Origin of the sequence: Methylococcus sp. ANG (assembly GCF_040730495.1) — a bacterium.
Taxonomy (GTDB): Bacteria; Pseudomonadota; Gammaproteobacteria; order Methylococcales; family Methylococcaceae; genus Methylococcus.
On record NZ_CP160399.1, the window covers coordinates 3,919,938 to 3,946,515 of the forward strand.

The window sequence follows — 26,578 nt, forward strand, 5'->3', positions numbered from 1 at the left end:
TTTTAAGGCGCCTTTGAGGCGCTCATCCAATAAGCCCCCGGCTTTGCCGGGGGGTGATTTAACTTGTAGCGAAGGGTTGGCAGCGGCAGGAAACGGGATTCTATTCCCCATCTTCGTCTTCTTCTTCCGGCGCCGCTGATGTCTCGGAACCGCCGCTCGCCGGAGCCGCTGCCGCTGGCACGTCCTTCCAGGGTGTGACTTCCAGATCTTCGATCTTGTAACGGAATTCCTGTACGGCGTTTTCCTTGTCGACCGCGGCGATACCGGTGAACGGCTCGGATTCCACCAGTTTGTCCAGCAAACTGCTGTTGCCGAATTTTTCCAGCATTTCCTCGTTCGCCCGCACCAGGTCGCGATTTTTGGCTGTGCAGCTTTCGATCCAGCGCGTCCGCTCCTTGACCGCATCGACCAGAAGCTGATTGTCCCTGCGGTAGCGCTGAAGTTCGGCCAAGGCTTTCTTTTGCTGCTCGGCCAGCGCATGCAGCCGTGAGGTCTGGCCGCCGAGCTGCTGTTCCAGGCTCTGCCGGGCGGCGGTGATCTGCTTCAGTTCCCCCTCCAGGGGTTCCAGCTTCGCGGCTTTGGCCTCGAGCGCCTTGAGCGCGGCGGACTGCTCGGCGAGCTGCTTTTCGAGCGCGGCGTTCTTCGCTTCCAGTTCGATTTTCTCCTGGCTGAGCTGCCGTAGCATGCCCTGGGCCTTGCGCAGGGTCTGGACGACGCCGTCGTCCCCCTTCGGCTTCTCGGCGAAGACCGAGCCGCTCCAGACCAGCGAACACAAGCCGAGCGCTATGGCTGGCGCCAGGCGGGACCGAAGCGGCTGCGGGGTCATATCCCTGGTTCCATTCTCGATGTCCTTGGCGGAGGGCGTCACTTTCTTCATCGCGTCGGCGCTAGAAACGGGCATTCAGGTCGACCAGCAAGGAGTTCACGTCATAGGTCGGTCCCACGATGGCCGAACTGGACATCCAACGCAGATTGAGCCAGGTGTTGTTGGCGATGGCATAGTTGCCGGACAGCACCCAGCCCTTGGCGTTGGTGCCGCCGTAGGCGTGGAAATTGGAATCGGTGAAGGCGTCCAGCACCGAGTCCGCGTCCAGGTACTTGTAGGCTAGCCAGACGTTCCAGTCGCCGAACCGCTGGATGTTGGGCTCGCCGACTTCGACCCGCGCCTGGAAGGCATTGGTATGCGGCGACAGGTCCTCGCCGAGGGTGTTGTAGATCTGCTGCTGGTCGAAGCCGAAGTTGTGGGAGTAGCTTCCGATCAGCATGACGTGATGGGGATAGAAGCCGGTGTAGTCGTAGGTCATGGTGACGTCGAAAATTTCGAATTTCGACGCCAGGCCCACTAGGCGCGGCTCCGTCGCGGAATTGAGATCGTTACTGATGCGCGCGAGGCTGTTGCCCTGGGTGAAGAACTCGGGGGCGGTCCAGTCGTACTTGGTGCTGCCCAGGGGATCGCGCCGCGCCTGGGTGTTGTTGTAGTCGTAATAGGCCACACCGAACTTGAAGCGGTTGTTGCGGTTGAACAGATAGTCCAGGCCGCCCTGCGCCGCCCACAGATACTTGCTGGTGCCGAAGAATATGTCTTCCTCGAGCGGGAAAGCGCCGAGGGTCAGATAGGCTTCGTTCGGCTTGGTGTAGCCCCAGTTGAACTGCTGGCGTCCCTCCGTGCTGACCACGTGGTAGGCGATGACTTCCGGATTGAAGTCATGCCCGAACGGGAAGCGGAAGGTTCCGGAAAATCCCTCGAAATTGAGGTCCGGATCGAACATGTTGTCGGTGCTGAACCACGGATTCGCGATCCTGCCCGCCCACAAGGTGGCCCAGTCCTGGCCCTTGTCGTCCAGGTAGTCGTATTGCAGGAAGGCGCGGTCGAGCTGCACCTCGTACCCTTGCCCGTACTGGCCCAGGGTCTGGTTGGTGGAAATGGGGCTGTAGTCGTTGCTGGTGGTCAGACGGACCTGGGTCTTCAGGCTGTCGGTGATTTTCGCGTCCAGGCCGAGCCGGAGCCTCAGGCGCCAGCGCTGAAAATCGTTCGTGGTGTTCCGGAAAGGATCACCGACTTTGGTGATACCCCCGGCGGCATTGATCGCCGGCCAGTTGAAATAGGTGTTGGGCCGGTTGTTGCTGCCGAAGAATTCGTCGTCGAACCGCACGCGGAAATCGCCGAACAGCTTGAAACGGTTGACCCAGTCGGGCAGGGCCGCCGGAACGCCCCATTTCTCGTGCTTGGCATCCGCCTTGACCTCCTTGACCACCTCATCCTTGAGTTCCTTGCGCACCTCGGCGCGGATTTCGTCCTTCACGAAGTCCGGTACGTAGGTGACCCGTACGGTACCCGGTTCGCCCTTGCCCTTTCCAGCCTTGCCCGAAGCGCCATCCTTCTCTTCGGCTTTCTCCGCGCCGCCCGCCGCTGCCGACTGCTCGGCTTCCCGCCGCGCTTCGGCCTTGGCCTCGGCAGCGGCTTTCTGCTCGGCCTGCCGGATCATCTGGTCCGCCTTGCCCTTGTCCAGGATGCCCTGCTGGACCAGCAGATCGATCAGGTTCAGCGTGGTGTTGCGCAGCTTGAGCAGTTCCTCCTTCTCGTTCTTCTCGCTGCCGTAGGCGGCGGGCGACCCCGCCAGCGCGCAGGAGACCAGCAGCGCAAGGGATTTGTGTTCGCTTTTCATAATGTCCCGTTTGTTTGCCTCGCCGCATCCAAGGTGCGGTTGTTTTCAGTAGGTGGCCTGTTTAACCTTCGGATTGGACCCTGATCTTGACCGGTTGCGGCATGCGCTCCGGGGGCGGCTCGAGCTGTCCGTGAATCGTTGCCAGCGCGGCCTTGAGGGCCTCGTCGATCTCTTCGATGCCGCTGGACTTTCCCAGCTCGACCCGGCTGATGGTGCCCTGGGGGCTGATCCAGATGTGGAGCACGGCCTGGTACCGGCTGTTACGTGCCCGGTCCTTGAGCTTTCTCTGCAGCTCGCTGGAGACGGTCCGCTGCAGTTGCTGTCCGTACCAGATGATGGCGTTGCCGCCGCCTCCTCCGATCAGGCCGTGCCCGCCTTTCTTGCCGACCAGGCCGAAGGCGTCGCTCCCCGCGCCGCCTTCGGCATCCACCCCCAGGTCTTCGCCCGGCGGCGGCTCCTCGGCCTGCTCGGGTTCCGGCTCCGGCTGGGGTTCCGGCTCCTCCATCTTGTCCTCCTTGACCTGGGGCTCCGGCGGCTTCTCCTGCGGAGGCGGGGGCGGCGGTGGGGGTGGCGGCTGAACCACGGTGATCTGCTGGATCTGCTTCTTGGTCTGCGCCGGCTTGTCGAACAGATCCCTGGCCAGATAGACGCCGAGGGCCACCAGCAGGACCAGAACCACGCCGACGGCGACTGGCAGATATCGGCGCATCAGCTTGATGTTCATGGAACGAGCCCGCTACTTGACCAGCTTCTGCGTCACCAGCCCCAACTGGCTGATTTCGAGGCGGGTGACGATGTCCAGCACTTCGACGACCTTCTGGTACTGGATCGAGGCGTCCGCCTTGAGCACCACGGGCAGGTCCGGCGTCGCCGCCTTGTACTGGGCCAGGCGGGTTTCCAGCTCCTCGGGCGACACGGGATAGGTGTCCAGGTAGATCGTGCCGTCCTGGGTGATGGAAATCGCCTTGGTCTTGGGCTTGGACAGGCTGGGCGTGCTGCTGGCCTTGGGCAGGTTCACCGTGATGCCCTGCACCGTCGCCGTGGTCATGATGATGAAGATCAGCAGCAGCACATACGCCACGTCCAGCATGGGCGTGATGTTGATGTCGTCGTAGACCTTCTCTTCGGATTCGACCTTCATGACGATGCCTCCCTGCAGCGGTCGGCCACGCGCTCGGACAGCATGGCGAGGAACTCGTCCGAGAACACCCGCATGTCGGCGATGACGTCCTTGATCTGGGTCAGCAGGTAGTTGTAGGCGAACAGGGACGGAATCGCGACCGCCAGCCCCGCCACCGTCGCCAGCAGCGCCGCCGCGATGCCGGGCGCGATGGAGTTGATGTTGACGTCGCCGGTCGCGGCGATGACCGCGAAGGTGATCATCACGCCCACCACGGTGCCCAGCAGCCCGAGGAACGGCCCGCCGGCAATGGCGATGGTCAGGAGCACCATCTTGCTGTTGAGGCGCTGGCTCTCGCGCACCACGATGGAATCCAGCTTGACCCGCACCACGTGCAGCGCTTCCGGCGTGAGGGGCTTGGCCGAGGATCCCAGGCGTTTTTTCACCTCGCGGATGCCGGCGTGGTAGATGTGATAAAGCGGCGAGCTCTGGTAATGGTCGTGCTGGCCGACCAGGGCCGAAAGGAATTCGGAGTCGGCCAACTCCTTTTCGTCCTCGGTTTCCTCACGATCCAGTTGACCGGGATCGGCATCGGGGCTCAAGGCTTCGTACTGGGCCATAAACGCCTTGTTGTCCTTCTTGATCTTGGAGATCACCACGGCCTTGATGATCATGACCAGCACCGAAACCACGAACATGACGCCGGTCAAAGCGATCACCACCCAGCCGTCAACCGTCACGTTCTGGATGATGACCACGAACGAACTTATATCCCCCGCGCTGCCCTTGCCTTCGTCCTGGCCGAAACCGACGACGCTGAAATCCTGGCTCTGGCTGCGCGCCGACAGCTTGATCCATTCCGCGCTGCGGGCGGCGTTCGATATCTGGACCTCGTCGAGCAAGCCGGTCAGGAAACCTTCCGCCGCGGCGCCTCCCAAGGTGATCGAGGGATTCATGGCCGCCGGAGCGGCGGCGGCCTCGGCTGCGGGCTCGCCGTTGAGAAAGAGCTCCAGCTTGTCCGGCCGCAACACCAACGCCACGTGCTGCCAGCGGTCCGGAGGCGCGATTTCCACGGGCGCCGTCTCCACCGCTTTGCCCGCGGCCAGATAACGCGCCACCAGCGCCCCGCCCCGCACCAGTAGCTCCACGGCGCTCGCCTCGCCTTCGGCGGCGCGGAACACGATGCCTTCGGCCGCGCCAGGCTCGAGCTTGATCCAGCTCGAAAAAGTCCAGCCCTTAGCCGGGTCCAGTTGCAGCGACGGCGACGGATTGATCTCGATGCCGCCCGTGCCGGCAAACCGGGCCGCGGCCCCTATCCAGCCCGCCGGTTCCGGCAGGGCCGCCGACTTGGCCGCGTCGTTGCCGTAAGCCGTGGCGTCCTTGGGTAGCGGATCCTTTTCGTCGAAATGGAAGACCAGGCCCTGGCTGACGTCGTAGGTTCCCTTCGCGTCGCTGCCGTCCGGCGCTTCCTCGTTGCCGTAATACATCCAGAACGACTCGTCGGCCGACTGGCCCGGAATCCGCGGCACCTTGACCCAGATCAGCGCCATTTCGTTGACCGGATCGAGCTTTTCCAGGTGGAACTTGAGCGGCGTCTTGTCGTCCGCCATGAAGCGGAGGTCTTTCCCGCCTTCGGCCAGTTCGCCAAAATAGCTGAAATTGCCCGTATGCAGGCGAATCAGGAGCGGGAAGTCTGCCACCAGGTCGCGGGTATCCGCACCGGTGACGCTGGCGTCCACGGAAATCTGCTTTCTGGACCGCCAGTCGTCGTTCCACCAGGACAGCGCGATGGCCGGCACCATGGCCAGACATACCAATACGATCAGCCTCAATGTCTTCATATCTCTCGCCGCGCCCTGAAACGCGTAGTGTTGAATGGGATTGCTTTCATCGTATTACACGGGTGTTACGAATACGTTACGAACACGGTGCGACGCCCGAATCCGCAAAAGGACGGTCGAGTCGGTCAGGCGATCCTGAGGGTGGAACAGGGCGAACCTGGCGGCGCAGGCACTTCGATATGCTAATGCTAACATAACGAAGCCGGCTCAGGCCTAGGAGGTCTCGACGGTCGAGGCCTATCAGAGGGTGCAGACGGGTCGAGCTCAGGACAGGCTTGCCGAAGGGCAGCCGTTCCGGATCGAGGTCGGTCTTGAACTCGGAATGGAACGGCTCGTGCGGGTCGATCACCGCGTCCACCCGCGTCGCCTGACAGCATTGGCCAATCAGCGCCTGCTGGACGTTCCCAACGCCCGCGGCTCCCACCAAGTGCCGACGCCGTGGGGGCGGCGGCCAGCGCTGACACGAGGCGCTTCGCTCGACTTCCTTGTGCTCCTTCGTTGCGGATTCGCACGTGTCGCGGCACAGCCGCTCCCACCACCCGTTTGTGGGAGCGGCTATGCCGCGATGCGTTTCCCGATCGGTAATCGTAAGCGACGCGGAAATCGACGCGGGTTTCACCGACCGCGACGCTTCCCGTCCTGGTGAAGGGATAGGACCGGAACAGGGTGCCGTTGAGCTTCCGCCACGGCTCGATGGGGCTGGAAGCCCTGGTCGCCATGCCGGAATCGCTCACGCCGCGCTCGCCGCCTGGATGTTTTAACCGCCCCGTGTCGCGGCACAGCCGCTCCCACCACCCGTTTGTGGGAGCGGCTATGCCGCGATGCGCTGCGCGTTTCAGGGCTGAAACACCCTGATCCGGCTGGGCTGGATCACCACCTCGTCGCCGTGCTTGATGGCGTGGCGGCCGAAGGCTTCGCGGCTGAGTTCCGCTTCCACGGCGCCCTGGCCGTCCTTGCGCTCCAACTCCACCCGCACCGCGTTGCCTCGGCGCCGGATGTCCCGGACGACGGCGTCGAGGCCTGTGCCGTCGCCGCCGATTTCGATTTCGTGGGGACGGGCGAAGAACAAGGCCTGCTCCGCGTCCGATTCCGCCGTGCCCGGCAGGTCGATCACCGTCTCGCCGATAAGGGCGCGGCCGTCGTGCACCCGGCCGTGGAACAGGTTGACGTCGCCGATGAACTGGCACACGAAGGGCGTGGCGGGATGGTCGTAGACCTCGTCCGCCGAGCCGACCTGCTCGATCTGCCCGGCGTTCAGCACCACGACCCGGTCGGCCACTTCGAGCGCCTCCTCCTGATCGTGGGTGACGAACACGGAGGTGATGTGCAGCTCGTCGTGCAGCCGCCGCAGCCAGCGCCTGAGGTCCTTGCGGACCTTGGCGTCCAGTGCGCCGAACGGCTCGTCGAGCAGCAGAACCTTGGGCTCCACCGCCAGCGCGCGGGCCAGGGCGATGCGCTGGCGCTGGCCGCCTGAGAGCTGGCCGGGATAGCGGTCGGCCAGCCAGTCGAGCTGGACCAGTTCCAGCAGCTCGTGCACCCGCCGCCGGATTTCGGCCTCCGGCGGGCGGTGGCCGCGCGGGCGCACCCGGAGGCCGAAAGCGATGTTCTCGAACACGCTCATGTGCCGGAACAGGGCGTAGTGCTGGAACACGAAACCGACCTGGCGCTCGCGGACGTGGCGGTGCGTCGTGTCTTCCCCGTGGAACAGGATCTGGCCGTTGTCCGCGGCCTCCAGCCCGGCGATGATGCGCAGCAGCGTGGTCTTGCCGCAGCCGGAGGGACCGAGCAGGGCCACCAGTTCGCCGGAACCGATGGTCAGGTCGATGCCCTTGAGGACCTGGAAGCTGCCGAAGGATTTGGTGATGTCGCGGATTTCGATGCTCATGGTCGTTCAGTCTCGATTCATTCTTCGTCTTTGGCGGCGTCGATCTGCTGGGCCAGCCGCCATTCCAGGGCGCTCTTCAAGGCCAGGGTGACCAGGGCCAGCATCGCCAGGAGCGAAGCGACGGCAAAGGCCGCGGCGCTGTTGTATTCGTTGTAGAGGATCTCCACGTGCAACGGGATCGTGTTGGTGGCGCCCCGGATATGGCCGGACACCACGGACACGGCCCCGAATTCGCCCATCGCCCTGGCGTTGCAGAGAATCACGCCGTACAAGAGGCCCCAGCGGATGTTGGGCAGGGTGATGTGGCGGAAGGTCTGCCAGCCCGAGGCGCCCAGCACCAGCGCGGCTTCTTCCTCGTCGTTGCCCTGGGCCTGCATCAGCGGAATCAGCTCGCGGGCGACGAAAGGCACGGTGACGAAGATCGTGGCCAGCACGATGCCCGGTACCGCGAAGATCAATTTGATGTCGTGCTCGTGCAGCCAGGGACCCAGCCAGCCCTGCATGCCGAACAGCAGCACGTAGATCAGGCCGGACACGACAGGCGACACCGAGAATGGCAGGTCGATCAATGTGGTGAGCAGGTTCTTGCCGGGAAATTCGAACTTGGCGATAGCCCAGGCCGCCGCCACGCCGAACACTGTGTTCAGCGGCACCGCGACCAGGGTAACCAGCAGGGTGAGCTTGATCGCGGCCAGGGCCATTGGGTCGACCAGCGCGGACACGTAGGTTTCCCAGCCCTTGGCGAAGGCCTGGACGAACACCAGCGCCAGCGGCATCAGCAGGAATAATGCGAGAAAGACCAGGGCGGCGGCGGTCAGCGACCAGCGCACCCAGGGCGCTTCGCCGCGGGCGGCGTGATGGACATGATGGATGTGCGAGGCGAAGGTGAGCGTTTGTGCGGACATGGCGATAGATTCGGTCGGTGTGCCGTTCAGATGCGGGAGCCGCGGCGGTTCTGGGTCCACCATTGCAGCAGGTTGATGGCCAGCAGCAGGGTGAACGAAACCAGCAGCATGGACACCGCCAGGGCGGTGGCGCCGGCGTAGTCGTACTGCTCCAGCTTGGTGATGATGAGCAGCGGGGTGATTTCCGAGACCAGCGGAATGTTGCCGGCGATGAAGATCACCGAGCCGTATTCGCCGACGCCGCGGGCGAAGGCCAGGGCGAATCCTGTCATCAGCGCCGGTGACAGGGTCGGCAGGATCACCTTGAGGAAGGTTTGCCAGCGGGTGGCGCCCAGACTGGCCGCCGCTTCCTCCAGTTCCTGTTCCAGGTCTTCCAGGATCGGCTGTACCGTGCGCACCACGAAGGGCAGGCCGATGAAGGTCAGGGCGATCGTGACGCCCAGCGGGGTGAAGGCGATCTTGAATCCCGCCTGGGCCGCGAACTGCCCGATCCAGCCCTTGCTCGAATAGAGGGTGGCAAGCGCGATGCCGGCGACGGCGGTGGGCAGGGCGAAGGGCAGGTCGACGAACGCGTCGGCCAGCTTGCGGCCGGGAAATTCGTAGCGCACCAGCACCCAGGCCACCAGCAGGCCCATGACGGCATTGATCGCCGCGGCGGCGAGCGCGGCGCCGAAGGTCAGCTTGTAGGACGCCAGTACCCGCGGTGTCGTCACCGCCTCGAAGAACCCGCCCCAGCCCAGGGTCGCGCTCTTGAGGAAGGTCGCCGACAGGGGAATCAGCACGATCAGGCTGAGATAGAGCAGGGTGAAGCCCAGTGCCAGCGGGAAGCCGGGCAGGACGCTGTGTTGCCGGTAACTCCTCATGTTCGTTTTCTGTCCGGAAAAGCCTGTGGTTTGGCGCGAGTTTATCCGAGCTCGTTTATCTTGTTAAAGAATCAACAGAGCTATTTATATTCCATAATCTTCGTAGATCGTTGGCCGCGATCCGGCTTGACAAGCCCCGAGCGCTCTCTGTACCTTGTTTCGCACATACCGGAGCTGACCGGACCACCGGAAGCCAGCGTGTCCCCTTGGGGACCGCTGGCTTTTTTGTTGCCCGCGATCCGGATCGGGCGGAACTTAGGGAGGTTTCCATGCCACATTGGTTCGAAGACAACTCGCAATCCATCGGACACACGCCCCTGGTGCGCCTCAACCGGGTGACCGACGGCGCGCCGGCCACGGTGCTGGCGAAGATCGAGGGGCGCAATCCCGCCTATTCGGTTAAATGCCGGATCGGGGCGGCGATGGTGAAGGATGCGGAACAGCGCGGCCTGCTGGGGCCGGGCAAGGAACTGGTGGAGCCCACCAGCGGCAACACCGGGATCGCGCTGGCCTTCGTCGCCGCCGCCCGCAACATCCCGCTGACGCTGACCATGCCGGAAACCATGAGCCTGGAACGGCGCAAGCTGCTGATCGCCTACGGCGCCAAACTGGTGCTGACGGAGGGTGCCAAGGGCATGTCCGGCGCGGTGGCCCAAGCGGAAGCGATCGCCGCCTCCGATCCCGGCCGTTACGTCCTGCTGCAGCAATTCAGGAATCCGGCCAATCCCAAAATTCACGAGGAGACCACGGGCCCTGAAATCTGGGACGACACCGGGGGCGCGGTCGACATCTTCGTGTCAGGCGTCGGGACCGGCGGCACCATCACCGGGGTTTCTCGCTATCTCAAGCAGACGCTCGGCAAGCCGGTGCTCTCGGTCGCGGTCGAGCCGGCCACCAGCCCCGTGCTGACCCAGCGCCGCGCCGGCGAGCCGCTCAAGCCCGCGCCGCACAAGATTCAGGGCATCGGCGCCGGTTTCGTGCCGGAGGTGCTGGATTTGTCGCTGGTGGACGAGATCGAGCCGGTCAGCAACGAGGAAGCCATCCATTACGCCCGCCGTCTGGCGCGCGAGGAAGGCATCCTGTCCGGGATATCCAGCGGCGCCGCGGTGGCCGCCGCCGTGCGGGTCGCCAAGCGGCCGGGCAATGAAGGCAAGACCGTCGTCGTCGTCCTGCCCGATTCCGGCGAGCGTTACCTCAGCAGCGTGCTGTTCGAGGGCGTGTTCGACGCGACGGGGCTGGCCGCATGAGCGCACGGATGAAGTCCTTCGAGACCCGGTTGTCCGCCGGCCCCAACTGGGGCATCGATGCCATCGTCGCCGAATTGCGCCATCTGCGGGAGCGCTCGCTGGAAGCGCGCCAGCGGCTGGACCGCCCGCCCAAGCTGCCTTCGCGCAAGGTCTTGTCGGAGATCGTGGGCGGGCTGAGCGCGGCGCTGTTTCCCAATCGGCTCGGGGCCGTGGAGATCGCGCGGGAAGGGATCGACCACTATGTCGGCCACACCCTGGATTCCAGCCTCCGGTCGCTGCGCGAGCAGGTGAGCTGCGAACTGCTTTTCGTTTCCGGCCAGGAGTCGGGTGAGGATGCGCAGGAGCGCGCCGTGGCAATCGTCCGGGAGTTCGCCGCTCGGCTGCCGCGGATCAGGGAACTGCTGGACACGGACGTGCGTGCGGCATTCGAGGGCGATCCCGCGGCGCGCAGCGTCGACGAGGTGCTGGCCTGCTATCCCGGCGTGACCGCCGTCATCCATCACCGGCTGGCGCATGAACTGTACCGACTGGGCGTTCCGCTGATCGCCCGGATCGTCTCCGACGTCGCCCACTCGGCCACGGGCATCGACATCCATCCCGGCGCACAGATCGGCGGCAGCTTCTTCATCGACCACGGCACCGGTGTCGTCATCGGCGAAACCGCGATCATCGGTGAGCGGGTGCGGCTGTACCAAGCGGTGACGCTGGGCGCGAAGCGTTTCCCGGTGGATGAAAGCGGTGCCCTGATCAAGGGCAACGCCCGCCATCCCATCGTGGAGGACGAGGTCGTGATCTATGCCGGCGCCACCATCCTGGGGCGTATCACCATCGGCCGCGGCTCGGTCATCGGCGGCAACGTCTGGCTGACCCGCAGCGTGCCGCCCAGGAGCAACGTCAGCCAGGCGCAAGTGCGCAACGAAACCTTCGATGCCGGCGCCGGCATTTGAACCCCAGTGCAGGAGGAAAATCCGACCCGCAGCAAGTGAAGCACACTCCTACGACCAATGCCCTTGAGTTAAGCCGTCATGCCGGCAGGGAATACCGACATCCAGGTCACAGGGATGTGTGCGGCGCGAGTCATCCATGGCCTCTGGGCTCCGGCACTCGCCAGAGCGCGTATGCGAATCCGTGCCGGAGTGACGGGACTTCTCTTAACTTAACAGCCTTACCCCCACGACCATCAAACCCTCAAGGAGTAACCGATGGCAGAAATCGAATCGAGACAACTCGCACTGGGCGATGCGGCGGCTCGCCAGCTCGCCAACGCCACCAAGACCGTTCCCCAGCTCCAGCCCATCACGCCGCGCTGGCTGGTGCACCTCTTGCCTTGGGTCGGGGTCGAAGCCGGCATCTACCGGCTCAACCGGGTCAAGGACGAATCCCGGGTGCTGACCGCCTGCTCGCAGCGCGACGAGCGGGACTTGCCCGAGACCTTCGTCGACTACGACGAAAACCCGCGCGAGTATTTCTTGAGCGCGGTGTCCACCACCGTGGACGTGCACACCCGGGTGTCGGACCTGTACAGCAGTCCGCACGACCAGATCCAGCAGCAGCTGCGCCTGGCCATCGAGACCATCAAGGAGCGCCAGGAAGACGAACTCATCAACAACAAGGAATACGGCCTGCTGAACAACGTCGTGCCCGAGCAGCGCATTTCCACGCTGACGGGCGCGCCGACGCCGGACGATCTGGATGAACTGATCACGAAAGTGTGGAAGGAGCCTGCCTTTTTTCTCGCTCATCCGCAGGCGATCGCCGCGTTCGGCCGCGAGTGCACCCGCCGCGGCGTGCCGCCACCGACCGCCACCCTGTTCGGTTCGCCGTTCCTCACCTGGCGCGGCATCCCGATCGTCCCGACCAACAAGCTGAAGATCCAGGACGGCAAGACCAGCATCCTATTGCTGCGCACCGGCGAGGCCCGCCAGGGCGTGGTCGGGCTGTATCAGCCGGGCTTGCCGGGTGAACAGGGCCTGGGGCTCTCGGTGAAGTTCATGGGAATCAGCCGCAAGGCCATCGCTTCTTACCTCGTTTCGCTGTACTGCTCGCTGGCGGTGCTGACGGACGATGCAGTCGCTGTGCTCGAAGGGGTCGAGGTGGGCAAGTACCATGACTATAAGCACGAGTACAAATAGTCCGGATACGTGGATCGGCAGCATCCTGGAGCCGGGCGCGGTACCGGAATGGGAGGCCGACGCCGCCGCACCGCACGATACGGCGCTGCTGCGGCAGATCGCCAACGCGCTGTTCGCGGCGGTGCCCGGTTCCCCGGTCGGCGCCGTGGAGCCGCCGCTGGCGGCGGCTCCCGCCGCAGTCGCCGCCCGGCACCCCGTTGCCGACGCCTCCGTCGGAAGCGGCGTTGCGGTCCATACCCGCCGCGCTGGCGGGCGCCATCGGCGTCTCGCCGCGTGTGCTCCAGGAGCCGCCGGAACCCGAGTCCACGGGATCGGCGTTCTATTTCCTGGAATCGGCCCGGCCCAGTTCGCCGCAGGCTGTGCCGAATCTGAACGTGGTGCCGCCGGGATTCGAGCCGCCCTTGGGCTTCACGGTCCCGACGGTGTGGCTGGCCGCCGATCCCCGTTCGGCTCCGGCGCGCAGCGCGCCGCCGGGGCTGCGGCTGGGATCGACCGCGCCGGTCACGCCCGGCGTCGAGGTCGGCGCGCTGCCGGTTGCCGGGGCGATTCCTCCGGCATCGGCATTCGGGGCCAACCGGGACACGACGCCGGTGCCGGTTTCGTCGGCGCTGGACGGCCTGAACGGGATTCCGCTCGGGCAGTTTTTGGCGCCGGCGGGATCGCCGCTGACGGCGGGCGGGGAGGGGACCGAGGCCGGCTGGTATTTCCTCGGCGAAACTTTGGCTTTTGGCAGCGGTGCAGGTCTGCCGGAGGCCGAACTGGACGAGGGCGTCCCGGCGCTGGTGGCGGGCGAAACCTCGACGCATCCGGGCTTCGACGTCTACGCGGTGCGGCGCGATTTCCCGATCCTGCAGGAAAAGGTACACGGCCATCCGCTGGTCTGGCTGGACAACGGCGCGACCACCCAGAAGACCCAGGCGGTGATCGACCGGCTGGTGTACTTCTACCAGCATGAGAACTCCAACATCCACCGGGCTGCGCACGAATTGGCGGCGCGGTCGACGGACGCCTACGAGGGTGCCCGGGACAAGGTGGCGCGCTTTCTCCATGCTTCGAGCAAGGACGAGATCGTATTCACCCGCGGCACGACCGAAGCCATCAACCTGGTGGCCCAGTCCTGGGGCCGGCGCTACATCGGCAAGGGCGACGAAATCGTCATCACCTGGCTGGAGCACCACGCCAACATCGTGCCCTGGCAGCAGCTCTGCGCCGAAACCGGCGCCCGGCTGCGGGTGGCGCCGGTGGACGATCGCGGCCAGATCCTGCTGGATGAGTACGAAAAGCTGTTCACGTCTCGGACCAAGTTGGCGGCCTTCACCCAGGTCTCCAACGCGCTCGGTACGGTCACGCCTGCCCGCGAGATGATCGAAATCGCCCATCGCCACGGCGCCCGCGTGCTGCTGGACGGCGCCCAAGGCATCGCCCACATGCCGATCGACGTGCAGGCGCTGGACGTCGACTGGTACGTATTTTCGGGCCACAAGATCTTCAGCCCGAGCGGGATCGGCGCGCTCTACGGCAAGCTGGATCTGCTCAACGCCACGCCACCCTGGCAGGGCGGCGGCAACATGATCCAGGACGTGACCCACGAGCGCACGATCTACCACGCCGCTCCGCACCGGTTCGAGGCCGGCACCGGCAACATCGCCGACGCGGTCGCGCTGGGCGCGGCGCTGGATTACGTGGATCGGCTTGGCCGGGAAAACCTGGAGCGGCACGAGCAGGAGATACTCCCTGCGCCACCGAGGGGCTGTCGACCGTGCCGGGCTTGCGCATCATCGGCACGGCGGCGGAAAAGGCCGGGGTGATCTCCTTCGTGCTGCCGGGCTTCCGCACCGAGGACGTGGGGAAGGCGCTCAACCGCCAGGGCATCGCGGTGCGCGCCGGCCACCACTGCGCCCAGCCCATCCTGCGGCGGTTCGGCCTGGAGACCAAGGTGCGGCCGTCGTTCGCGCTGTACAACACGCGCGAGGATGTCGACGCGCTGGTCGCCGCCGTGCGGCGCATCCAGGCGGGGAGCGTGGAGTTGGGCCGTTGAGGGGGATATCCTGGATCGGTGATGAGATAATCAGAGTCTGCTAATATTTAACCTTGTGTCATTCGATCGACGCCGGCTGTTCCACAGCCGGCGTCGTTTTCGCACTCTGAGCGAGCGATCCATGAAACCTGCCTCCCCACCCCAAACCATCGCCATCGTCGGCGCCGGCTTCAGCGGCACCCTGGTGGCCGCGCACCTGTTGTCCAGGGCGAAGGCGCCGCTGACGGTCCATCTGATCGAGCGGGAGCGCGGCCGCTTCGCCCGCGGCGTCGCCTACAGCACCACCGAGGACTGCCACCTCCTCAACGTACCCGCCGGGAACATGAGCGCTTATCCCGACGACCGCGAGCACTTCCTGCGCTGGGCGCAGGCCCGGAAGGATGAATTGCTGGATTGCCCTTGCGTCGGCGAGGTGAGTGCGGCGGCTTATCTGCCGCGGCGGGCCTATGGGGATTACATCACCCAGGTGCTCGATGAGGCCGAGCGCGGCGCGGCGCCCGGCGTAGGCCTTGAGCGCCGGATCGACGAGGTTGCTTCCTTGAAGGTCGAGGAGGGAGCCGTCGGCCTCCGGCTGGCCTCCGGCGCGCAGCTCCGGGCCGACCGCGTCGTCCTGGCGCTGGGGAATTTCCGCCCCGGCGATCCGTCCGGCGCCGATGCCGCGTTTTACCGCAGCGCCCGCTATCACGGCGATCCCTGGGCGCCCGATGTATTGGAAAAGCTCCTGCCGACCGAGTCCTGCCTCCTGGTGGGCAGCGGCCTCACCATGGTCGACTGGGCCATCACCTTGGACCAGGCCGGCTACCGCGGCGCCATCCACGTGGTGTCGAGGCGGGGCCTTTGGCCTCAGCGGCACAAACCGGGAGCGCCGGCGGCGTTCGGCGTCGAGCCCTCCGGTGCCGTCGGGGCCGTCCGCAAAGGCCTGCACAGTATCCGCGCTTTCATCCGCGACACCGGCGCCGACTGGCGTCCCGCAATCGACGCGCTGCGGCCTATGACCCAGACGCTATGGAAGAGTCTCGGACTGTCCGAGCAGCGCCGCTTCCTGCGCCATCTGCGCACGTTCTGGGATTGCCACCGCCATCGGCTGGCGCCCGGCATCGCCGCGCGGCTCGATCGGATGCTGGAGTCCGCCCAATTGGTTCGTCACGTCGGACGCATCCGCGGCTTCCGCGACGAGGGCGGCCGGGTCGAAGTCGCCATCCGGCCGCGGGGAAGCGACCAAAGCTACGTGTTCAATGTCGCTGCGGTCGTGAACTGTTCCGGTTCGGAGAGCGATTACCGCAGGCTCGACAGTCCCCTGGTCAAGGATCTGCTCGTGCGACGGCTGATCCGGCCGGATCCCCTGGCGCTCGGGTTGGACGTCGCCGACAACGGGGCCTTGGTCGATGCGGAAGGCGCCGCGTCCGAGTTCCTGTTCACGCTCGGGCCGCCGCAGAAGGGGCGGTTGTGGGAAACCACGGCGGTGCCGGAAATACGGGGGCAGGCCGCCAGGCTGTCGGCGGAGCTGCTGGGAGCCTAGTGCCTCAAACCGGCAGCATCAGGTCGCCGTATTTCGCCACGCTCGCATCGCAGGTCATCAGCCTGAGCGGTTCCGTGATGGCCTGAGCGATCAGTATGCGGTCGAGGGGATCGGCGTGGAGCCGGGGCAGCGTGCCGGTAGCGGCGGCATGATCGGCGGTAATCGGGAGCGGGACGTAGCCGGCCTCCGTGAAATAGCGGGCGGCTTCTGCGCCGGAAACCGGCATATTGCCGCGGTTGAGTGGGCAATCTCCCAGACCGACGCGGCGCTTACGAAAATCTCCGATGCCGGTGCCAGGATCAGTTCGCGTGCCCGGGCAGGCAGCCTCGGACTGTCCGTGATCGCCCACAGTGCGATGTGCGTGTCGAGCAGCAGCCTCAATTTGCGACCATGCCGAAGAGTTTCGCGATCGTGGCGTTATCCGCATCGATGTCGTCGGGCACGACGAAGGCCCCTTTGGCGACGCCGATGCGCACCAGCCTGGCAGCGGGCCTGCCGTTGCGGGCGATGACGATTCCCTGTTCCTGGCCGGATTCCACCTGTTCCACCAACTTCGACAGATGGGTTTTGGCTTCCAGCATGTTGACGGTGTTCATTGGGCTTCCTTCGAAAGGTCTCTGGTCGATCTTAGCCAAGATCGGCAGGGACGGACAAGCATGTATCCTGTTCCGGTCCAGCTAGCCGGAGTTCTCTTGCTGGTTCGCACGGTTTTTCGGTGCTTCCGCCTGGAGCGTCGCCATTTTTTGCGAAACCCGACGGGACATCCCAGTCACCCTCGGGAGCAAATTGTGGCGACGTCTTTGCCTTCGGCGGCCCGCGCCGTCCTGCGTCCGCCTCGGCTTCGTCCGTCTCTTATGCGACGCACTCCGCCAAGGCTCCCACAATGACTCGACGCCGTGTCGGTTCCCTTATGTTTTGTCTCCGCCCGCGATGAAGCCGCGGACTCCGACAAAACATCCGGGCCTACGGCTTCGCGGGGAGCGTCGCACTCGCTCGCTTCGCTCGACTTCCTTGTGCTCCTTCCAGGTGATTGCGACCGATCCGGACGGCGATCCGCTGACCTTCTTCCTGGGCTATCGTCCCCAGCATGGTTACGATCCCAAGACCGAAACCATGACCGTCGACCAGAACGGCCTCGTAAGCTACAACTGGCCCGCCGCCGCATTCTCGGTCTGGCCGAACGGTCCCTTCACCTTCCCCTATACCGTGACGGTCAGCGACGGCAAGGGCGGCTACGCCACGCAGACCGCCACCATGAACCTGCGTTGTCCGGACGGCCAGTCCTCGGTTTGGGACCCGAACAGTTGGAACGGGTCCTGTGTGACGCAGGCGGTGGGTATCACCATCACCTCCACTCCTGGCATCGGCGGACTCAATGCCGGCAAAAGCTACAGCTACCAGGTCACCGCCACCAGCGATAAGGGCCTGCCGCTGAGCTACGCCCTGGAAGGGCAGCCCGCCGGCATGAGTATCGACGCCAATGGCCTCATCACCTGGCAGGCCGCCGCGGAGGCATCCGGCGGCGTGACGTTCCAGGTGCTGGTGACCGACGGCCAGGGCGGCCATGCCAGCCAGAGCGTCACGGTCAACGTGCGCGTGGCGCCGAAGACCTGGCACAGCGACCACGGCATGTGCATGTAACCGGAGAAGAGAAACCCTCTCAAGGGGCGCTTCGGCGCCCCTTTTTTGGCGCCGAATTCTTGAATGGCGTGCCATTTGTGAATCGCGTGGCTCAGCACCATCATGTCCCATGCCTCGCCCAAAAGACCGGTATCGGGCCATGGCCCGAAGGAGCGGCGCGTCTCGACCCCGGAGTCCGCTGGATTCGGTCGGCGATCAACGGGCTGGAACCCGTCGATTTCAGCCTTCAATGGGGCATCACGGGGCGAAGGGGATCAAGAATCAGGCCGCGCGTCCGCGACGCCAGTTGAGTCAGGGGGGATGAAACATTCGGGGTTAGCCGGGCAGTGCGGCGCGCAGGTCGCTTAACGTCACCAGGAGTGTCATGGCATCAACCGGGGATGGATCAAAGCCCAGCGCTTGATAAAACGCCTTGGCGTCCTCGGAAATGGCGTGGACGACGATCCCACGAATGCCAAGCGTATCCGCAGCCTGAACCACACGTCGGGCGCCGTCGCGGAAAAGGGCGCGGCCAATCCCTTGACCCTGGTAAGCTTGATCGACGGCGAAACGCGCCAGAACCGCGACGGGAATGGGATCGGGCATATTGCGCCGAAACCGGCCCGAAGCGTCCTGGATTCTGATCGCTCCGGCCGCGAGGGCGTAATACCCGATCAGCCGGTGTTCGTCGCAGACCACGAAGGTCCGGGAGGCGCCACTGGACTGATTGGCCAATGCCCTGCGCTTCAACCAGTCGTCCAGGGAGGTAATGCCGGAAGCGAAGCTTTCCGTTCGATGGTGTTCAGCGAGCGGTCGGGGAGCCAGAAGCGGCAATGCTTACTCCCACGGCGCGGACGTCTGCATGGTTTTTCGCAGGCGCTCGTTGGGCTGCGGCGGCGCATCCAGACGCGCGAGAAATTCGGCATAGGCTTCCGGACTCACCACGAACACGGCGCGGTCGAGTAGAGCCTCCTCGGCGGCTCTACGCGCGGCATCGAGCATGAAATCCGTCCGGTTCTTGCCCAAAAGCTTGGCGGCCCGGTCAATCAATCCGCGATCTTCCGGTTTGATGCGGATATTCAGGCTATCGCGCCTGGTGGTCTGAGAGTGAGTCGTGGTCATAGCGATACCTCCACTTCGGGCTACTATAGCAGGATGTAAAGACAACGTCTTTACGAGCTTCTCCGGGTATCGCTTGAAAAAGCCAAGAAGGCGTTGCTGGGTAAATAACCCGCGACTGAAGTTGCAGCCCTCGACTACGTTCTTTGCACGGTGGCCGTGAACGCCAGTCCGCCGCGGTAGGCCGGAACCGGCTTCATCGGGTTCCGGCTACATGGTGTCAACGCCAAGACCCATGCCGACCCATCGCGCAACCCGTTCCAATTCCCGCAGGGAATTGCGCCCGGTCCTGGCGGTTCCGGCGTCCTTTGGGGCGGAGCCAGCCGTTTAGGCCGAGAGCTTGGGTCTCAACGCCCGTAATAGTCGGCCAGCGCCCGGATTTCCTCATCCGTGAGCTTGACCGCGAACTGGCTCATGCCGGCGTCGACGTCGTTGCTGCGCTCGCCTTTTTTGAAGCGCTGCAGAGCTTTCATGAGGTAGTCCCGGTTCTGACCCCGCAGCGCGGGTTGAAGATCCCAGCCCTGGCCGTGGGCGCCATGGCAGGCCGAGCAGGGCGGGATGAGCCGCTTCCTGTCGCCGCGAAGAATCGCGGGTTCCGGCGCCTCGGCCGCTGCCGGCCGCGGAAGCGCGCCCAGCCATTCGGCCAGGTCCGCCATGTCCTGAGGGCTCAGTTCCCGGACCACGGAAGCCATGGTGGCAGCGTCCGGTCCGGCCATCCGGTCGGCCTGGTAATCCGTCAGCATTTTGTAGAGGTACAGCGGACGCTGCCCGGCCAGCACGGGCCATTGCCGGTTGTCCGCCACGCCGTCCGGGCCATGGCAGCCGGCGCAGCCGCGCCCGGCGTAGAGCGTGTCTCCCCGTGCGGCATCGCCTTGGGGTTTGGCTGCGAGTTCGCGCTGCCATTCGGGCAGCGGCAAGGCTTCCGCCAGGGCGGCCGTTGCTCCGGCGGCCAGGCCGAACCCCAAAAACAGGTAGGAGAAAGTTTGGCGCATACGGGTTCCCTATCGGGTCATGACGAGAAAGCCGAAAAAGAAGTACTGGGCGATCCAGACGAGGAGCGCCGCGAGCGCGAATCCGCCGAGGCGGTCCACTCGCGGGGAGGCCGTGTAGACGCCGGGGCTCTTGCCGGCTTCCCAGGATATCGCCACGGAATAGGCGATGGCGAAGCCCCCCACCCCGGCGAAGGTCAGACAGAACAGCGCGTTGCTGTACCGGTCGAGGTTGACCGTGTAAGTGGACAGTTCATAGCCGTGCGTGCCGAACAGGATGCGGTGGCGCAGCGCCTCGCGGGCGATCGCGATCAGCAGGACGGCGCCTGCGGCGGCGGCGAAGGGCGCGTAGCCGCCGGAGGCCGATCTGAACAAGGCGGGGGTCACGATCAACAGCAGGATGCTTGCGTTGGCGGCGATGGACCAGAGTGACACCGGAAAGCCGGCTGCGCTGTCCGGCAGCGTCGCCATCCATGCCGCATAGCAGATGAGGGCGGCGAAGCCGCCTGTCGTCATGAGCTTGTTGCCGAGGCCGGCGATCCAGTCCAGGTACGGCGCGTCGCTCTGTTCCCGGCGGTCGAGGTAGCGCCGGCAGCCCAGCAGCCAGGCGCCGGTGACCGGGGCCGCCAGCACGATGAAGAAAAGGAACCGCCCGAGGTTGAACTCGTGGATACCGGAACCGGCGGTTTCGAGGTGCCCTTCCGGCGCATACCAGGCCATCCACAGTTCGGGCCGCAGCGCCTGGGAGGTGAGGGCATGCATGATGAAGCCCGCCGCGAGCAGCAGCGCGAGCGATACGGCCAGCGACCAGCGGCTGGTGGCCGATCCGCCTTCCTTGCCCACGAAGTAATGGTGGTACATCGCCCAGTAGGCCACCAGCAGCACCACGATGAAAGCGATGGCCCAGCGCGCCGACAGTACGTTGGAGACGTACCAAAACGGATCGTAGATGACCTGGACGAACAGCAGCGGCGCCACGCCGATCACGATGGCGATCGAGACCGCGACCTTGGCGGTGTCGAGCATCGGGCCCGCCAGCCGGCGCCAGTTGGCGTTCGATGAAAACGCGCCGGTCAGTGCCAGGGCCGTGCTGCCCAGCATGACGTGGACGGCGATCATGTGCAGCGCCCAGGTGAGCACCAGGAGAACCAGGAAAATGGCGGGATGGCTGGGCAGTCCGGAGCTGCTGCGCAATGCGTAAAGCGTTTCGATGTCCATGATGGGTTCCGTTCAGCGGGTGATGGAGTGCCACAGGGGCAGGCTGGCGATGAACTGTGCCAGGGCGTGCGTCTCGTCGTCGCGCAAGGGGATGCGCGGCATGTTCACCATGTTTCCGGTGACCAGGGCGCCTTTGATGAACCGTTCGATGTCCTCGGCGTCGCGGTTGCCGGCGAACATCTCGCCGAAGGGGCGGGTGCCGGTGGTGCCCAGGCCGTGGCAGTTCGAGCAGTACACGATGGCCAGCGCATGGCCGGCTTCCAGTTCGTTGCCTTCGCCGATGCGGCGCAGGCGCTCGGGGATGAACGGATGCAGCGCCAGCATGCCGCGGGATTCGAGCGCCGGCAGTTCGGATTTCACGCCCAGCGCCGGCACGTCGCGGGCGATGATCTGGTTCGAGTAGACGAACTGGCCGGCGACGTAGGGTTTGCGCATGGATTCGCGCGCCCGCTCCTCCGGCCAGATGCCGAATATCAGCAAGGCCGCCATCATCCCGGCGGCGAGGGGGACATTGAGCGCGCCGGGGCGCAGCAGCAGCGCCGCGAAATAGATCACGATCGCCGCCAGGATCGCCCACATCGCGGGGACGAACGATCCCGGCAGCCGGGTCTTCATGAGGAGCTGGGCGCTTTCCGGCAGCGTCGTCAGACCCCACTGAAAAAACACCGCGCCCAGCACCGCGCCGAGCATGCCCACCCAGGCCAGCTTCCGGGTCATCTCCAGCCGGAAGGCGCCGTCCCGGAGATAGGCGGCGATCAGCCCGCCGGCCAGGGCGGCCGCCATCAGCATGAAACAGGTGCGGCTCAGTATCTGGGCAAAGGTATAGAGGCCGAAAAAGCCGTTGAGGGTGCCGCCTTCGGTGAACCAGCGCTCCTGGCCGGGCCACATCATGAACGACAGGATGCCGACGATGATCAGCATGGTGGCCCAGGAGGCGAGGCCAAAGATCCAGGCGATCTTCAGATAGCTCCTGCCATCCACCTTGCCGGCCAGATAGACCAGCAGATAGATGCCCACCACCTCGATGAAGAAGAACACCCATTCGGTCGCCCACCACCACACGTAGCTGTGGATCAGGGCCGAAAGCCCCCGGGGGCTGGCGACCGTGGCCGAAAACCAGATGCCGGGACCGGTGATGGAGCCGAGCACGTAGGAAAACACCAGCAGGAAGACGCCGTACCGCCTGACGTACTCCAGCAGTTCCGGGCGGTTCCGCCGGACGGCGACGGTGGCGAGCCAGGTCGACACCAGGGCCGCCCCGACCGAGGTATGGGACGCCAGCACGTGGACGACGGCGATGATGCCCAATACCCAGCCGCTGCCCAGGGCCGGCTGGTACCAGGTGGGATAAAGGCCGAGTATCTCAATCGAGTTATCCATGGCGGTGATTTATCTCGCTTTGGGGTTGCTGGTATGGCGCCTCATGGAAATTCGCCAAGGTTCGCCAGGGAGAAATTCCCATAGGGTTCTCGGCGGCGGATTCGAGTAATTCCATATATTTTGCCTTCGGTTATCTCAAGGCGCCGGATGCTGACATGAGCGGAGCGCTGAAGTGAATATGGCAAAATGCCGCAGGACAATTTGTCGCATCCTCCAATAGTGGATATCTGCCATACTCTGCCGCCTGATATAGGCCGGTTCCGGACGATTGGGCCGGATTTATATACCGAGCGTATGGCGATGGAATCAGGCGCCGCATCCGCGGCGGCGAATTCGGATATCAACCAACCGACAGGAGCGTATGGGATGAATATGAGCAATATCGTGGTGTTTGCCTTGGGCAGCGGGGCGGCGGGAATCGCCTGCGCGTTGCTGAACGCCGGAGGAGTCCTGCGAAGAAGCGCCGGGTCTCCGGACGTTCAGGCGGTGGCGAAGGCGATCCAGGAAGGCACCGGAGCGTTCGTGAAGCGGCAATACCTCGCCGTGGCGGTGGTCGGGAGCCTTCTCGCGCTGGCTTTGACCAAGCTCGGTGCCTGGACCGCCAACGGCTTCATCGCCGGCGTCGTCGCTTCGGCGCTGGCGGGTTACGTTGGCTTGGCCGTTTCGGTGCGGGCCGAGGCGCGCATCGCAGACGCGGCGGGCGCGGGGCTGGGCGCGGCGCTGTCGACGGCCTTCCGGAGCGGAACGGCCATGGGGCTCCTCGTGGCCGGCCTCGCGCTGTCGGCCGTGGCGGGCTACTACGCCCTCGCGCTGTCCATGGGGACGCCGGACGACGTGCATGGAGGCCTATTGGGACTGGCGCTGGGCGGTTCGCTGATGAGCGTGTTCGCCAGGACGGTCGGCGGAGTCTGGGCGAAAGCCGTGGGCGGCTTCTCTAGGCAGGAGGCGGACGAGGCCGCGGCCGTCGGGGAAAGTGTCGGCGCCAATGCCGGCCATGCGGCCGGAACCGCGGCCGATGTGTTCGAAACCATCACGCTGGCGCTGGTGGCGGCGATGCTGCTGGCCCGGAGCGTCTTCGGCGCCGACAGCCCCTGGGTGGAGTTCCCCTTGCTGGTTGCCGGCCTCGTCCTGGCGGCTTCCCTGGCCGGCGCCTGCTTCGTGCGCCTGGGTAGGAGCCGCTATCTCGTGGGCGCCTTGTACCGCAGCGTGGTCGTCACCATGATCCTGGCCGGCGTGGGCCTCTATTACGCGTCCGAGTGGTTCCTCGGCCTGCCCGCCGCCCAGCCAGCCTTCAGCGTGCTGAACCTATTCTCCGCGGCCTGTACCGGTCTGGTGCTGGCCGGACTGAACATCGCCGCGGCGGAATATCACACCTCGAAGAGTTTCGGTTTCGCCCGGCGCATCGCGGCGGCCTCGCGCGGCGGCCCGGCGACCAACGTCGTCGCGGGTCTGGCCGCGGGACTGAAATCCACGGGATGGTCCATCGCCATTCTGTGCGCGGCTTTCCTCGGCCCTTACTCCCTCGGCGGCGGCTTTTCGGGACACGAGGGGACGGGCTTGTTCGCAGTGGGACTTGCCGCCGTCGCGATGGCTTCGCTCGGCGGCGTCATGGTCGCCATCGACGGTTATGGCATCGCCGCCGAGGCCGCGCACAGGATTGCCGAAACCGCCGGATTGCCGGACGAGGTGCGCCAGGCCACCGCTTCCCTGGACGCCGCCGGCCGGGCGACACGGCCAGTGGTGCAGGGTTATGCCGTGGGCGCCGGCGGCTTGGCGATGCTCGCCTTGTTCGCCGAGTATTCGAAGTGTTTCAGCGTTCCCCTGGCACTGAATCTGTCCGATCCGGTCGTGCTGACCGGACTGTTCGCCGGCGGCCTGATGCCGTACCTGCTGGGTTCGGTGTCGCTCGGGGCGGTCGGGAGCGTTTCCGGCGAAACGGGCCGGCGGGCGGATGCCGCCATGCGCGCGGCGTTCAAGCGGACGCTGATCCTGGTGCTGGTGCCCCTGACGGTTCCGCTCCTCGTCGGGTTCGGCGGCGGCCGGGAGGCACTGGGCGGCATGCTGGTCGGCGCCATCGTCACCGGCCTGTTCCAGGCATTCGCCATGAGCAGCGGCGGCGGCGCCTGGGACAGCGCGAGGCGGTACATCGAGGATGGCATGTACGGCGGCAGCGATTCGGAGGCGCACCGCGCGGCCTTGACCGGCGACCGGGTCGGAACCGCCTGCAAGGAGGCGGCGGGATCGGCGCTCAATCCGCTGATCAAGCTGATGGGCCTGGTGTCCGTGCTGATCGCGCCGCTGCTGGCCTGAGCCGATCCGGCGTTCATCGAGGGAGATGCGTATGCTTTCGACACGCAGCGTTTTTCAGGAGATACGGCGCGATCCCCGGGCGTTCCAGCTTCTGATGAGCATCGCCGCCAAGGGCGAGACCCAGGGCGGCTGGGAGAACGAGCGGATTGCGGCGCTGACGCCCGACCCGGCGCTGGCGCGCAAGATCCTGCGGCACGGCGCCGACGAAACCAAGCATGGCCTGATGTTTTCCAAGCTGCTCCGCAAGGCCGGGCTGGACGAAGTGCCCGTGCCGGCGGATGCCGATTACTGCATGATGCTGGAAAGCCGTGGCATCGGGCTGCCGCATGGCCGGCTCGGCCGTGACGAGCCGCTCGGTCTGGAGGAAATCCTGCAGTACCTGGTGCACAGCAAGGTGACCGAGGAACGCGCGTCCGACGAGGTGAACCGTCTGCTCCGGGTGTTCGGCGGCGATACGGAACTGGCGCCGAGCTTGCGGGTCATCGCGGAGGACGAAGTCAACCATCTCTCCTACGCCCACGAGGAACTGCTGAAGCTCAGCGGCCGGGGCCACGGAGAGCGCATCGCGCAAATGCTGAAGGCCTATGCGCGGGCCGAGATCCGTGTTTACCGGGACGTCGGCCTGGCGTTCGTCCGCCACATGGCGGCGCTCCTGGGTTGGAGCAGGCCCAAGCAATGGCTGCTGGAGCTTGGCGTTTCGGCGGCCTACGTCCTGGAACGGACGTTCGCCTGGCGGCGGCTGGCGGCGCTCCGGCCCCCGTTGCGCAACGATGCCATGGGGAGCTGAGGCGATGGCGGGAGGGAAACTGAAGGCGGGATCGGCGGAGCACGGGCAACGGTTCTGCCGCAGCTTCATCGACAGCCATCTGCGGTTCGAGCCGGAACGGCTGGCCTGGCCGGCGCTGGAGCCGGCCATGCTGCAGCGGCTCAGGGAGGTGCCGTTCTGGCAGGAGGTCCTGTACACCGAGATGCGGGCGATCCGGATCATCGAGGCGTTCGCGCCGACCATTCCGGACCCTTTGGTGCGCGAGGCCATGGACCTGATGGCCGAGGAGGAAAGGCGCCACGAGCGTCTGGTCCGCCACCTGATCGCCCGCTACGGGATCGTGATCGAAGCCAGGGAGATTCCGCCGTTGCCGTCGAACGTCGAACGGACGTTCATCGACTTCGGCTACGGCGAATGCGTGGATTCCTTCCTCGGATTCGGCTTCTTCCGGCTCGCGCGGGAGAGCGGATTCCTGCCGCCGGGAATGTTCGCCATCCTGGAAATCCTCATGGGGGAGGAAGTCCGCCACGTGCTGTTCTTCGTCAACTGGATGGCCTGGCACGAAGCGCGGCACGGCCGCGGCGCGGCTCCCTTGCGCGGCCTGACCTCGGCATGGTATTACGCCCGCGCGATCGCGGCGCTGGCCGGAGTCGCCTCGCGGAACGCCCGCCACCAGGGCAACGGCCGGGAATTTTCGGCGACCCAGGCCGCCGGCCTGATGCAGGGCTTCACGGTGGGCAGGCTCCTCGAGGCCTGTCTGGAGGAAAACCGGCGCCGGCTGGACGCATACGATCGGGATTTGCTGCGTCCGCGCCTATTGCCGGCACTGGCGCGCATCGCACTGGGGTTTACCGGCAGGGGCGGGCGGCGGATACGTGAGGAAAACAGGCAGGAGTTTTGAACGGACAGGTACGGAGCGCTCTACGCGGCCGGAGGGGGGGCTCCGCCCGCAATGGCGTC

25 protein-coding genes and 1 pseudogene are annotated in these 26,578 nt (G+C 65.5%); 10 read left to right on the forward strand and 16 right to left on the reverse strand.

All coding sequences use genetic code 11. The features are described from left to right. Nucleotides 1–100: 100 nt before the first annotated feature. From ABZN20_RS19125 to cysT, 8 genes are all read right to left on the reverse strand, one after another. Nucleotides 101–901 (reverse strand): hypothetical protein, encoded by an 801-nt coding sequence (locus ABZN20_RS19125; RefSeq protein ID WP_256994122.1) that lies wholly within the window; start codon nucleotides 899–901, stop codon nucleotides 101–103. Then, a complete protein-coding gene (locus tag ABZN20_RS19130) occupies nucleotides 888–2,666 on the reverse strand; it encodes a putative porin (protein ID WP_218812198.1) in 1,779 nt (592 codons plus the stop codon). Before ABZN20_RS19130 ends, ABZN20_RS19125 begins: the two co-directional genes overlap by 14 nt. A gap of 61 nt (nucleotides 2,667–2,727) precedes the next feature. After that, nucleotides 2,728–3,390: a TonB family protein gene (locus ABZN20_RS19135; protein WP_218805965.1), complete on the reverse strand. Its 663-nt coding sequence runs from the start codon at nucleotides 3,388–3,390 to the stop codon at nucleotides 2,728–2,730. A gap of 12 nt (nucleotides 3,391–3,402) precedes the next feature. Then, nucleotides 3,403–3,807 (reverse strand): ExbD/TolR family protein, encoded by a 405-nt coding sequence (locus ABZN20_RS19140; RefSeq protein ID WP_218805966.1) that lies wholly within the window; start codon nucleotides 3,805–3,807, stop codon nucleotides 3,403–3,405. After that, nucleotides 3,804–5,627: a DUF2341 domain-containing protein gene (locus tag ABZN20_RS19145; protein ID WP_367026288.1), complete on the reverse strand. Its 1,824-nt coding sequence runs from the start codon at nucleotides 5,625–5,627 to the stop codon at nucleotides 3,804–3,806. Before ABZN20_RS19145 ends, ABZN20_RS19140 begins: the two co-directional genes overlap by 4 nt. 835 nt (nucleotides 5,628–6,462) lie before the next feature. Next, on the reverse strand, nucleotides 6,463–7,512 hold the full coding sequence (locus ABZN20_RS19150; protein ID WP_367026289.1) for a sulfate/molybdate ABC transporter ATP-binding protein: 1,050 nt from the start codon (nucleotides 7,510–7,512) through the stop codon (nucleotides 6,463–6,465). 17 nt (nucleotides 7,513–7,529) lie between these two features. Then, nucleotides 7,530–8,417: a sulfate ABC transporter permease subunit CysW gene (cysW, locus tag ABZN20_RS19155; RefSeq protein WP_367026290.1), complete on the reverse strand. Its 888-nt coding sequence runs from the start codon at nucleotides 8,415–8,417 to the stop codon at nucleotides 7,530–7,532. Nucleotides 8,418–8,443: 26 nt separating this feature from the next. Beyond that, nucleotides 8,444–9,280: a sulfate ABC transporter permease subunit CysT gene (cysT, locus tag ABZN20_RS19160; RefSeq protein ID WP_367026291.1), complete on the reverse strand. Its 837-nt coding sequence runs from the start codon at nucleotides 9,278–9,280 to the stop codon at nucleotides 8,444–8,446. A gap of 269 nt (nucleotides 9,281–9,549) precedes the next feature. Between cysT and cysK the strand changes: the two genes are divergently transcribed. The 6 genes from cysK to ABZN20_RS19190 all read left to right on the forward strand — a co-directional run bounded on the left by cysK (nucleotide 9,550) and on the right by ABZN20_RS19190 (nucleotide 16,216). Then, nucleotides 9,550–10,527, forward strand: a complete 978-nt coding sequence (cysK, locus tag ABZN20_RS19165) for a cysteine synthase A (protein ID WP_367026292.1) — start codon at nucleotides 9,550–9,552, stop codon at nucleotides 10,525–10,527. An 8-nt stretch (nucleotides 10,528–10,535) separates the two neighbouring features. Beyond that, nucleotides 10,536–11,474, forward strand: coding sequence for a serine O-acetyltransferase EpsC (epsC, locus tag ABZN20_RS19170; RefSeq protein ID WP_367026293.1), 939 nt, complete (start codon nucleotides 10,536–10,538; stop codon nucleotides 11,472–11,474). 255 nt (nucleotides 11,475–11,729) lie between these two features. Continuing rightward, the gene (locus ABZN20_RS19175) at nucleotides 11,730–12,659 is read left to right on the forward strand and encodes a family 2A encapsulin nanocompartment shell protein (protein WP_218805973.1); all 930 of its coding nucleotides are present in this window, start codon (nucleotides 11,730–11,732) and stop codon (nucleotides 12,657–12,659) included. A 224-nt stretch (nucleotides 12,660–12,883) separates the two neighbouring features. After that, nucleotides 12,884–14,467 (forward strand): aminotransferase class V-fold PLP-dependent enzyme, encoded by a 1,584-nt coding sequence (locus tag ABZN20_RS19180; RefSeq protein WP_367026294.1) that lies wholly within the window; start codon nucleotides 12,884–12,886, stop codon nucleotides 14,465–14,467. Then, nucleotides 14,428–14,697 (forward strand): aminotransferase class V-fold PLP-dependent enzyme, encoded by a 270-nt coding sequence (locus tag ABZN20_RS19185; protein ID WP_367026295.1) that lies wholly within the window; start codon nucleotides 14,428–14,430, stop codon nucleotides 14,695–14,697. The genes ABZN20_RS19180 and ABZN20_RS19185 overlap by 40 nt, the downstream gene beginning before the upstream one ends. A 121-nt stretch (nucleotides 14,698–14,818) precedes the next feature. Next, complete coding sequence (locus ABZN20_RS19190; protein WP_367026296.1) at nucleotides 14,819–16,216, forward strand: FAD/NAD(P)-binding protein; 1,398 nt, start codon at nucleotides 14,819–14,821, stop codon at nucleotides 16,214–16,216. Between the two features lie 4 nt (nucleotides 16,217–16,220). On the opposite strand, the gene ABZN20_RS19195 is transcribed toward ABZN20_RS19190, so the two are convergent. The 3 genes and pseudogenes from ABZN20_RS19195 to ABZN20_RS19205 form a co-directional block, all read right to left on the reverse strand. Next, nucleotides 16,221–16,442, reverse strand: coding sequence for a hypothetical protein (locus ABZN20_RS19195; protein ID WP_367027601.1), 222 nt, complete (start codon nucleotides 16,440–16,442; stop codon nucleotides 16,221–16,223). A 47-nt stretch (nucleotides 16,443–16,489) separates the two neighbouring features. After that, nucleotides 16,490–16,597, reverse strand: a pseudogene (locus ABZN20_RS19200) (PIN domain nuclease); the annotation flags it as partial. Continuing rightward, nucleotides 16,594–16,812 (reverse strand): type II toxin-antitoxin system Phd/YefM family antitoxin, encoded by a 219-nt coding sequence (locus ABZN20_RS19205; protein WP_367026297.1) that lies wholly within the window; start codon nucleotides 16,810–16,812, stop codon nucleotides 16,594–16,596. The pseudogene ABZN20_RS19200 and the gene ABZN20_RS19205, both read right to left, overlap by 4 nt. A gap of 334 nt (nucleotides 16,813–17,146) precedes the next feature. Between ABZN20_RS19205 and ABZN20_RS19210 the strand changes: the two genes are divergently transcribed. Beyond that, complete coding sequence (locus ABZN20_RS19210; RefSeq protein ID WP_423246417.1) at nucleotides 17,147–17,857, forward strand: Ig-like domain-containing protein; 711 nt, start codon at nucleotides 17,147–17,149, stop codon at nucleotides 17,855–17,857. 315 nt (nucleotides 17,858–18,172) lie between these two features. Here ABZN20_RS19210 and ABZN20_RS19215 read toward each other — a convergent pair whose 3' ends face one another. The 5 genes from ABZN20_RS19215 to ABZN20_RS19235 all read right to left on the reverse strand — a co-directional run bounded on the left by ABZN20_RS19215 (nucleotide 18,173) and on the right by ABZN20_RS19235 (nucleotide 22,542). Then, complete coding sequence (locus ABZN20_RS19215) at nucleotides 18,173–18,670, reverse strand: GNAT family N-acetyltransferase (protein ID WP_367026299.1); 498 nt, start codon at nucleotides 18,668–18,670, stop codon at nucleotides 18,173–18,175. A gap of 3 nt (nucleotides 18,671–18,673) precedes the next feature. Next, a complete protein-coding gene (locus ABZN20_RS19220) occupies nucleotides 18,674–18,958 on the reverse strand; it encodes a DUF1778 domain-containing protein (protein WP_218805980.1) in 285 nt (94 codons plus the stop codon). Between the two features lie 344 nt (nucleotides 18,959–19,302). After that, nucleotides 19,303–19,947: a c-type cytochrome gene (locus ABZN20_RS19225; RefSeq protein ID WP_367026300.1), complete on the reverse strand. Its 645-nt coding sequence runs from the start codon at nucleotides 19,945–19,947 to the stop codon at nucleotides 19,303–19,305. A 9-nt stretch (nucleotides 19,948–19,956) separates the two neighbouring features. Next, nucleotides 19,957–21,162, reverse strand: coding sequence for a hypothetical protein (locus tag ABZN20_RS19230; protein ID WP_367026301.1), 1,206 nt, complete (start codon nucleotides 21,160–21,162; stop codon nucleotides 19,957–19,959). 12 nt (nucleotides 21,163–21,174) lie between these two features. Beyond that, nucleotides 21,175–22,542: a c-type cytochrome gene (locus tag ABZN20_RS19235; RefSeq protein WP_367026302.1), complete on the reverse strand. Its 1,368-nt coding sequence runs from the start codon at nucleotides 22,540–22,542 to the stop codon at nucleotides 21,175–21,177. A gap of 366 nt (nucleotides 22,543–22,908) precedes the next feature. Between ABZN20_RS19235 and ABZN20_RS19240 the strand changes: the two genes are divergently transcribed. The 3 genes from ABZN20_RS19240 to ABZN20_RS19250 are packed head-to-tail and all read left to right on the forward strand — an operon-like array spanning nucleotide 22,909 to nucleotide 26,519. Next, on the forward strand, nucleotides 22,909–24,852 hold the full coding sequence (locus ABZN20_RS19240) for a sodium/proton-translocating pyrophosphatase (RefSeq protein ID WP_367026303.1): 1,944 nt from the start codon (nucleotides 22,909–22,911) through the stop codon (nucleotides 24,850–24,852). A gap of 31 nt (nucleotides 24,853–24,883) precedes the next feature. Further along, a complete protein-coding gene (locus ABZN20_RS19245; protein WP_367026304.1) occupies nucleotides 24,884–25,639 on the forward strand; it encodes a ferritin-like domain-containing protein in 756 nt (251 codons plus the stop codon). A gap of 4 nt (nucleotides 25,640–25,643) precedes the next feature. Next, nucleotides 25,644–26,519, forward strand: coding sequence for a hypothetical protein (locus tag ABZN20_RS19250; protein WP_367026305.1), 876 nt, complete (start codon nucleotides 25,644–25,646; stop codon nucleotides 26,517–26,519). Nucleotides 26,520–26,578: the final 59 nt, after the last annotated feature.

Bases quoted from the DNA above. Each gene is read 5' to 3' on its own strand.
- ABZN20_RS19125 (WP_256994122.1), bottom strand. From the start codon at position 901: ATGCCCGTTTCTAGCGCCGACGCGATGAAGAAAGTGACGCCCTCCGCC.
- ABZN20_RS19130 (WP_218812198.1), bottom strand. From the start codon at position 2,666: ATGAAAAGCGAACACAAATCCCTTGCGCTGCTGGTCTCCTGCGCGCTG.
- ABZN20_RS19135 (WP_218805965.1), bottom strand. From the start codon at position 3,390: ATGAACATCAAGCTGATGCGCCGATATCTGCCAGTCGCCGTCGGCGTG.
- ABZN20_RS19140 (WP_218805966.1), bottom strand. From the start codon at position 3,807: ATGAAGGTCGAATCCGAAGAGAAGGTCTACGACGACATCAACATCACG.
- ABZN20_RS19145 (WP_367026288.1), bottom strand. From the start codon at position 5,627: ATGAAGACATTGAGGCTGATCGTATTGGTATGTCTGGCCATGGTGCCG.
- ABZN20_RS19150 (WP_367026289.1), bottom strand. From the start codon at position 7,512: ATGAGCATCGAAATCCGCGACATCACCAAATCCTTCGGCAGCTTCCAG.
- cysW (WP_367026290.1), bottom strand. From the start codon at position 8,417: ATGTCCGCACAAACGCTCACCTTCGCCTCGCACATCCATCATGTCCAT.
- cysT (WP_367026291.1), bottom strand. From the start codon at position 9,280: ATGAGGAGTTACCGGCAACACAGCGTCCTGCCCGGCTTCCCGCTGGCA.
- cysK (WP_367026292.1), top strand. From the start codon at position 9,550: ATGCCACATTGGTTCGAAGACAACTCGCAATCCATCGGACACACGCCC.
- epsC (WP_367026293.1), top strand. From the start codon at position 10,536: ATGAAGTCCTTCGAGACCCGGTTGTCCGCCGGCCCCAACTGGGGCATC.
- ABZN20_RS19175 (WP_218805973.1), top strand. From the start codon at position 11,730: ATGGCAGAAATCGAATCGAGACAACTCGCACTGGGCGATGCGGCGGCT.
- ABZN20_RS19190 (WP_367026296.1), top strand. From the start codon at position 14,819: ATGAAACCTGCCTCCCCACCCCAAACCATCGCCATCGTCGGCGCCGGC.
- ABZN20_RS19195 (WP_367027601.1), bottom strand. From the start codon at position 16,442: ATGCCGGTTTCCGGCGCAGAAGCCGCCCGCTATTTCACGGAGGCCGGC.
- ABZN20_RS19205 (WP_367026297.1), bottom strand. From the start codon at position 16,812: ATGAACACCGTCAACATGCTGGAAGCCAAAACCCATCTGTCGAAGTTG.
- ABZN20_RS19210 (WP_423246417.1), top strand. From the start codon at position 17,147: ATGAAGCCGCGGACTCCGACAAAACATCCGGGCCTACGGCTTCGCGGG.
- ABZN20_RS19220 (WP_218805980.1), bottom strand. From the start codon at position 18,958: ATGACCACGACTCACTCTCAGACCACCAGGCGCGATAGCCTGAATATC.
- ABZN20_RS19225 (WP_367026300.1), bottom strand. From the start codon at position 19,947: ATGCGCCAAACTTTCTCCTACCTGTTTTTGGGGTTCGGCCTGGCCGCC.
- ABZN20_RS19230 (WP_367026301.1), bottom strand. From the start codon at position 21,162: ATGGACATCGAAACGCTTTACGCATTGCGCAGCAGCTCCGGACTGCCC.
- ABZN20_RS19235 (WP_367026302.1), bottom strand. From the start codon at position 22,542: ATGGATAACTCGATTGAGATACTCGGCCTTTATCCCACCTGGTACCAG.
- ABZN20_RS19240 (WP_367026303.1), top strand. From the start codon at position 22,909: ATGAATATGAGCAATATCGTGGTGTTTGCCTTGGGCAGCGGGGCGGCG.
- ABZN20_RS19245 (WP_367026304.1), top strand. From the start codon at position 24,884: ATGCTTTCGACACGCAGCGTTTTTCAGGAGATACGGCGCGATCCCCGG.
- ABZN20_RS19250 (WP_367026305.1), top strand. From the start codon at position 25,644: ATGGCGGGAGGGAAACTGAAGGCGGGATCGGCGGAGCACGGGCAACGG.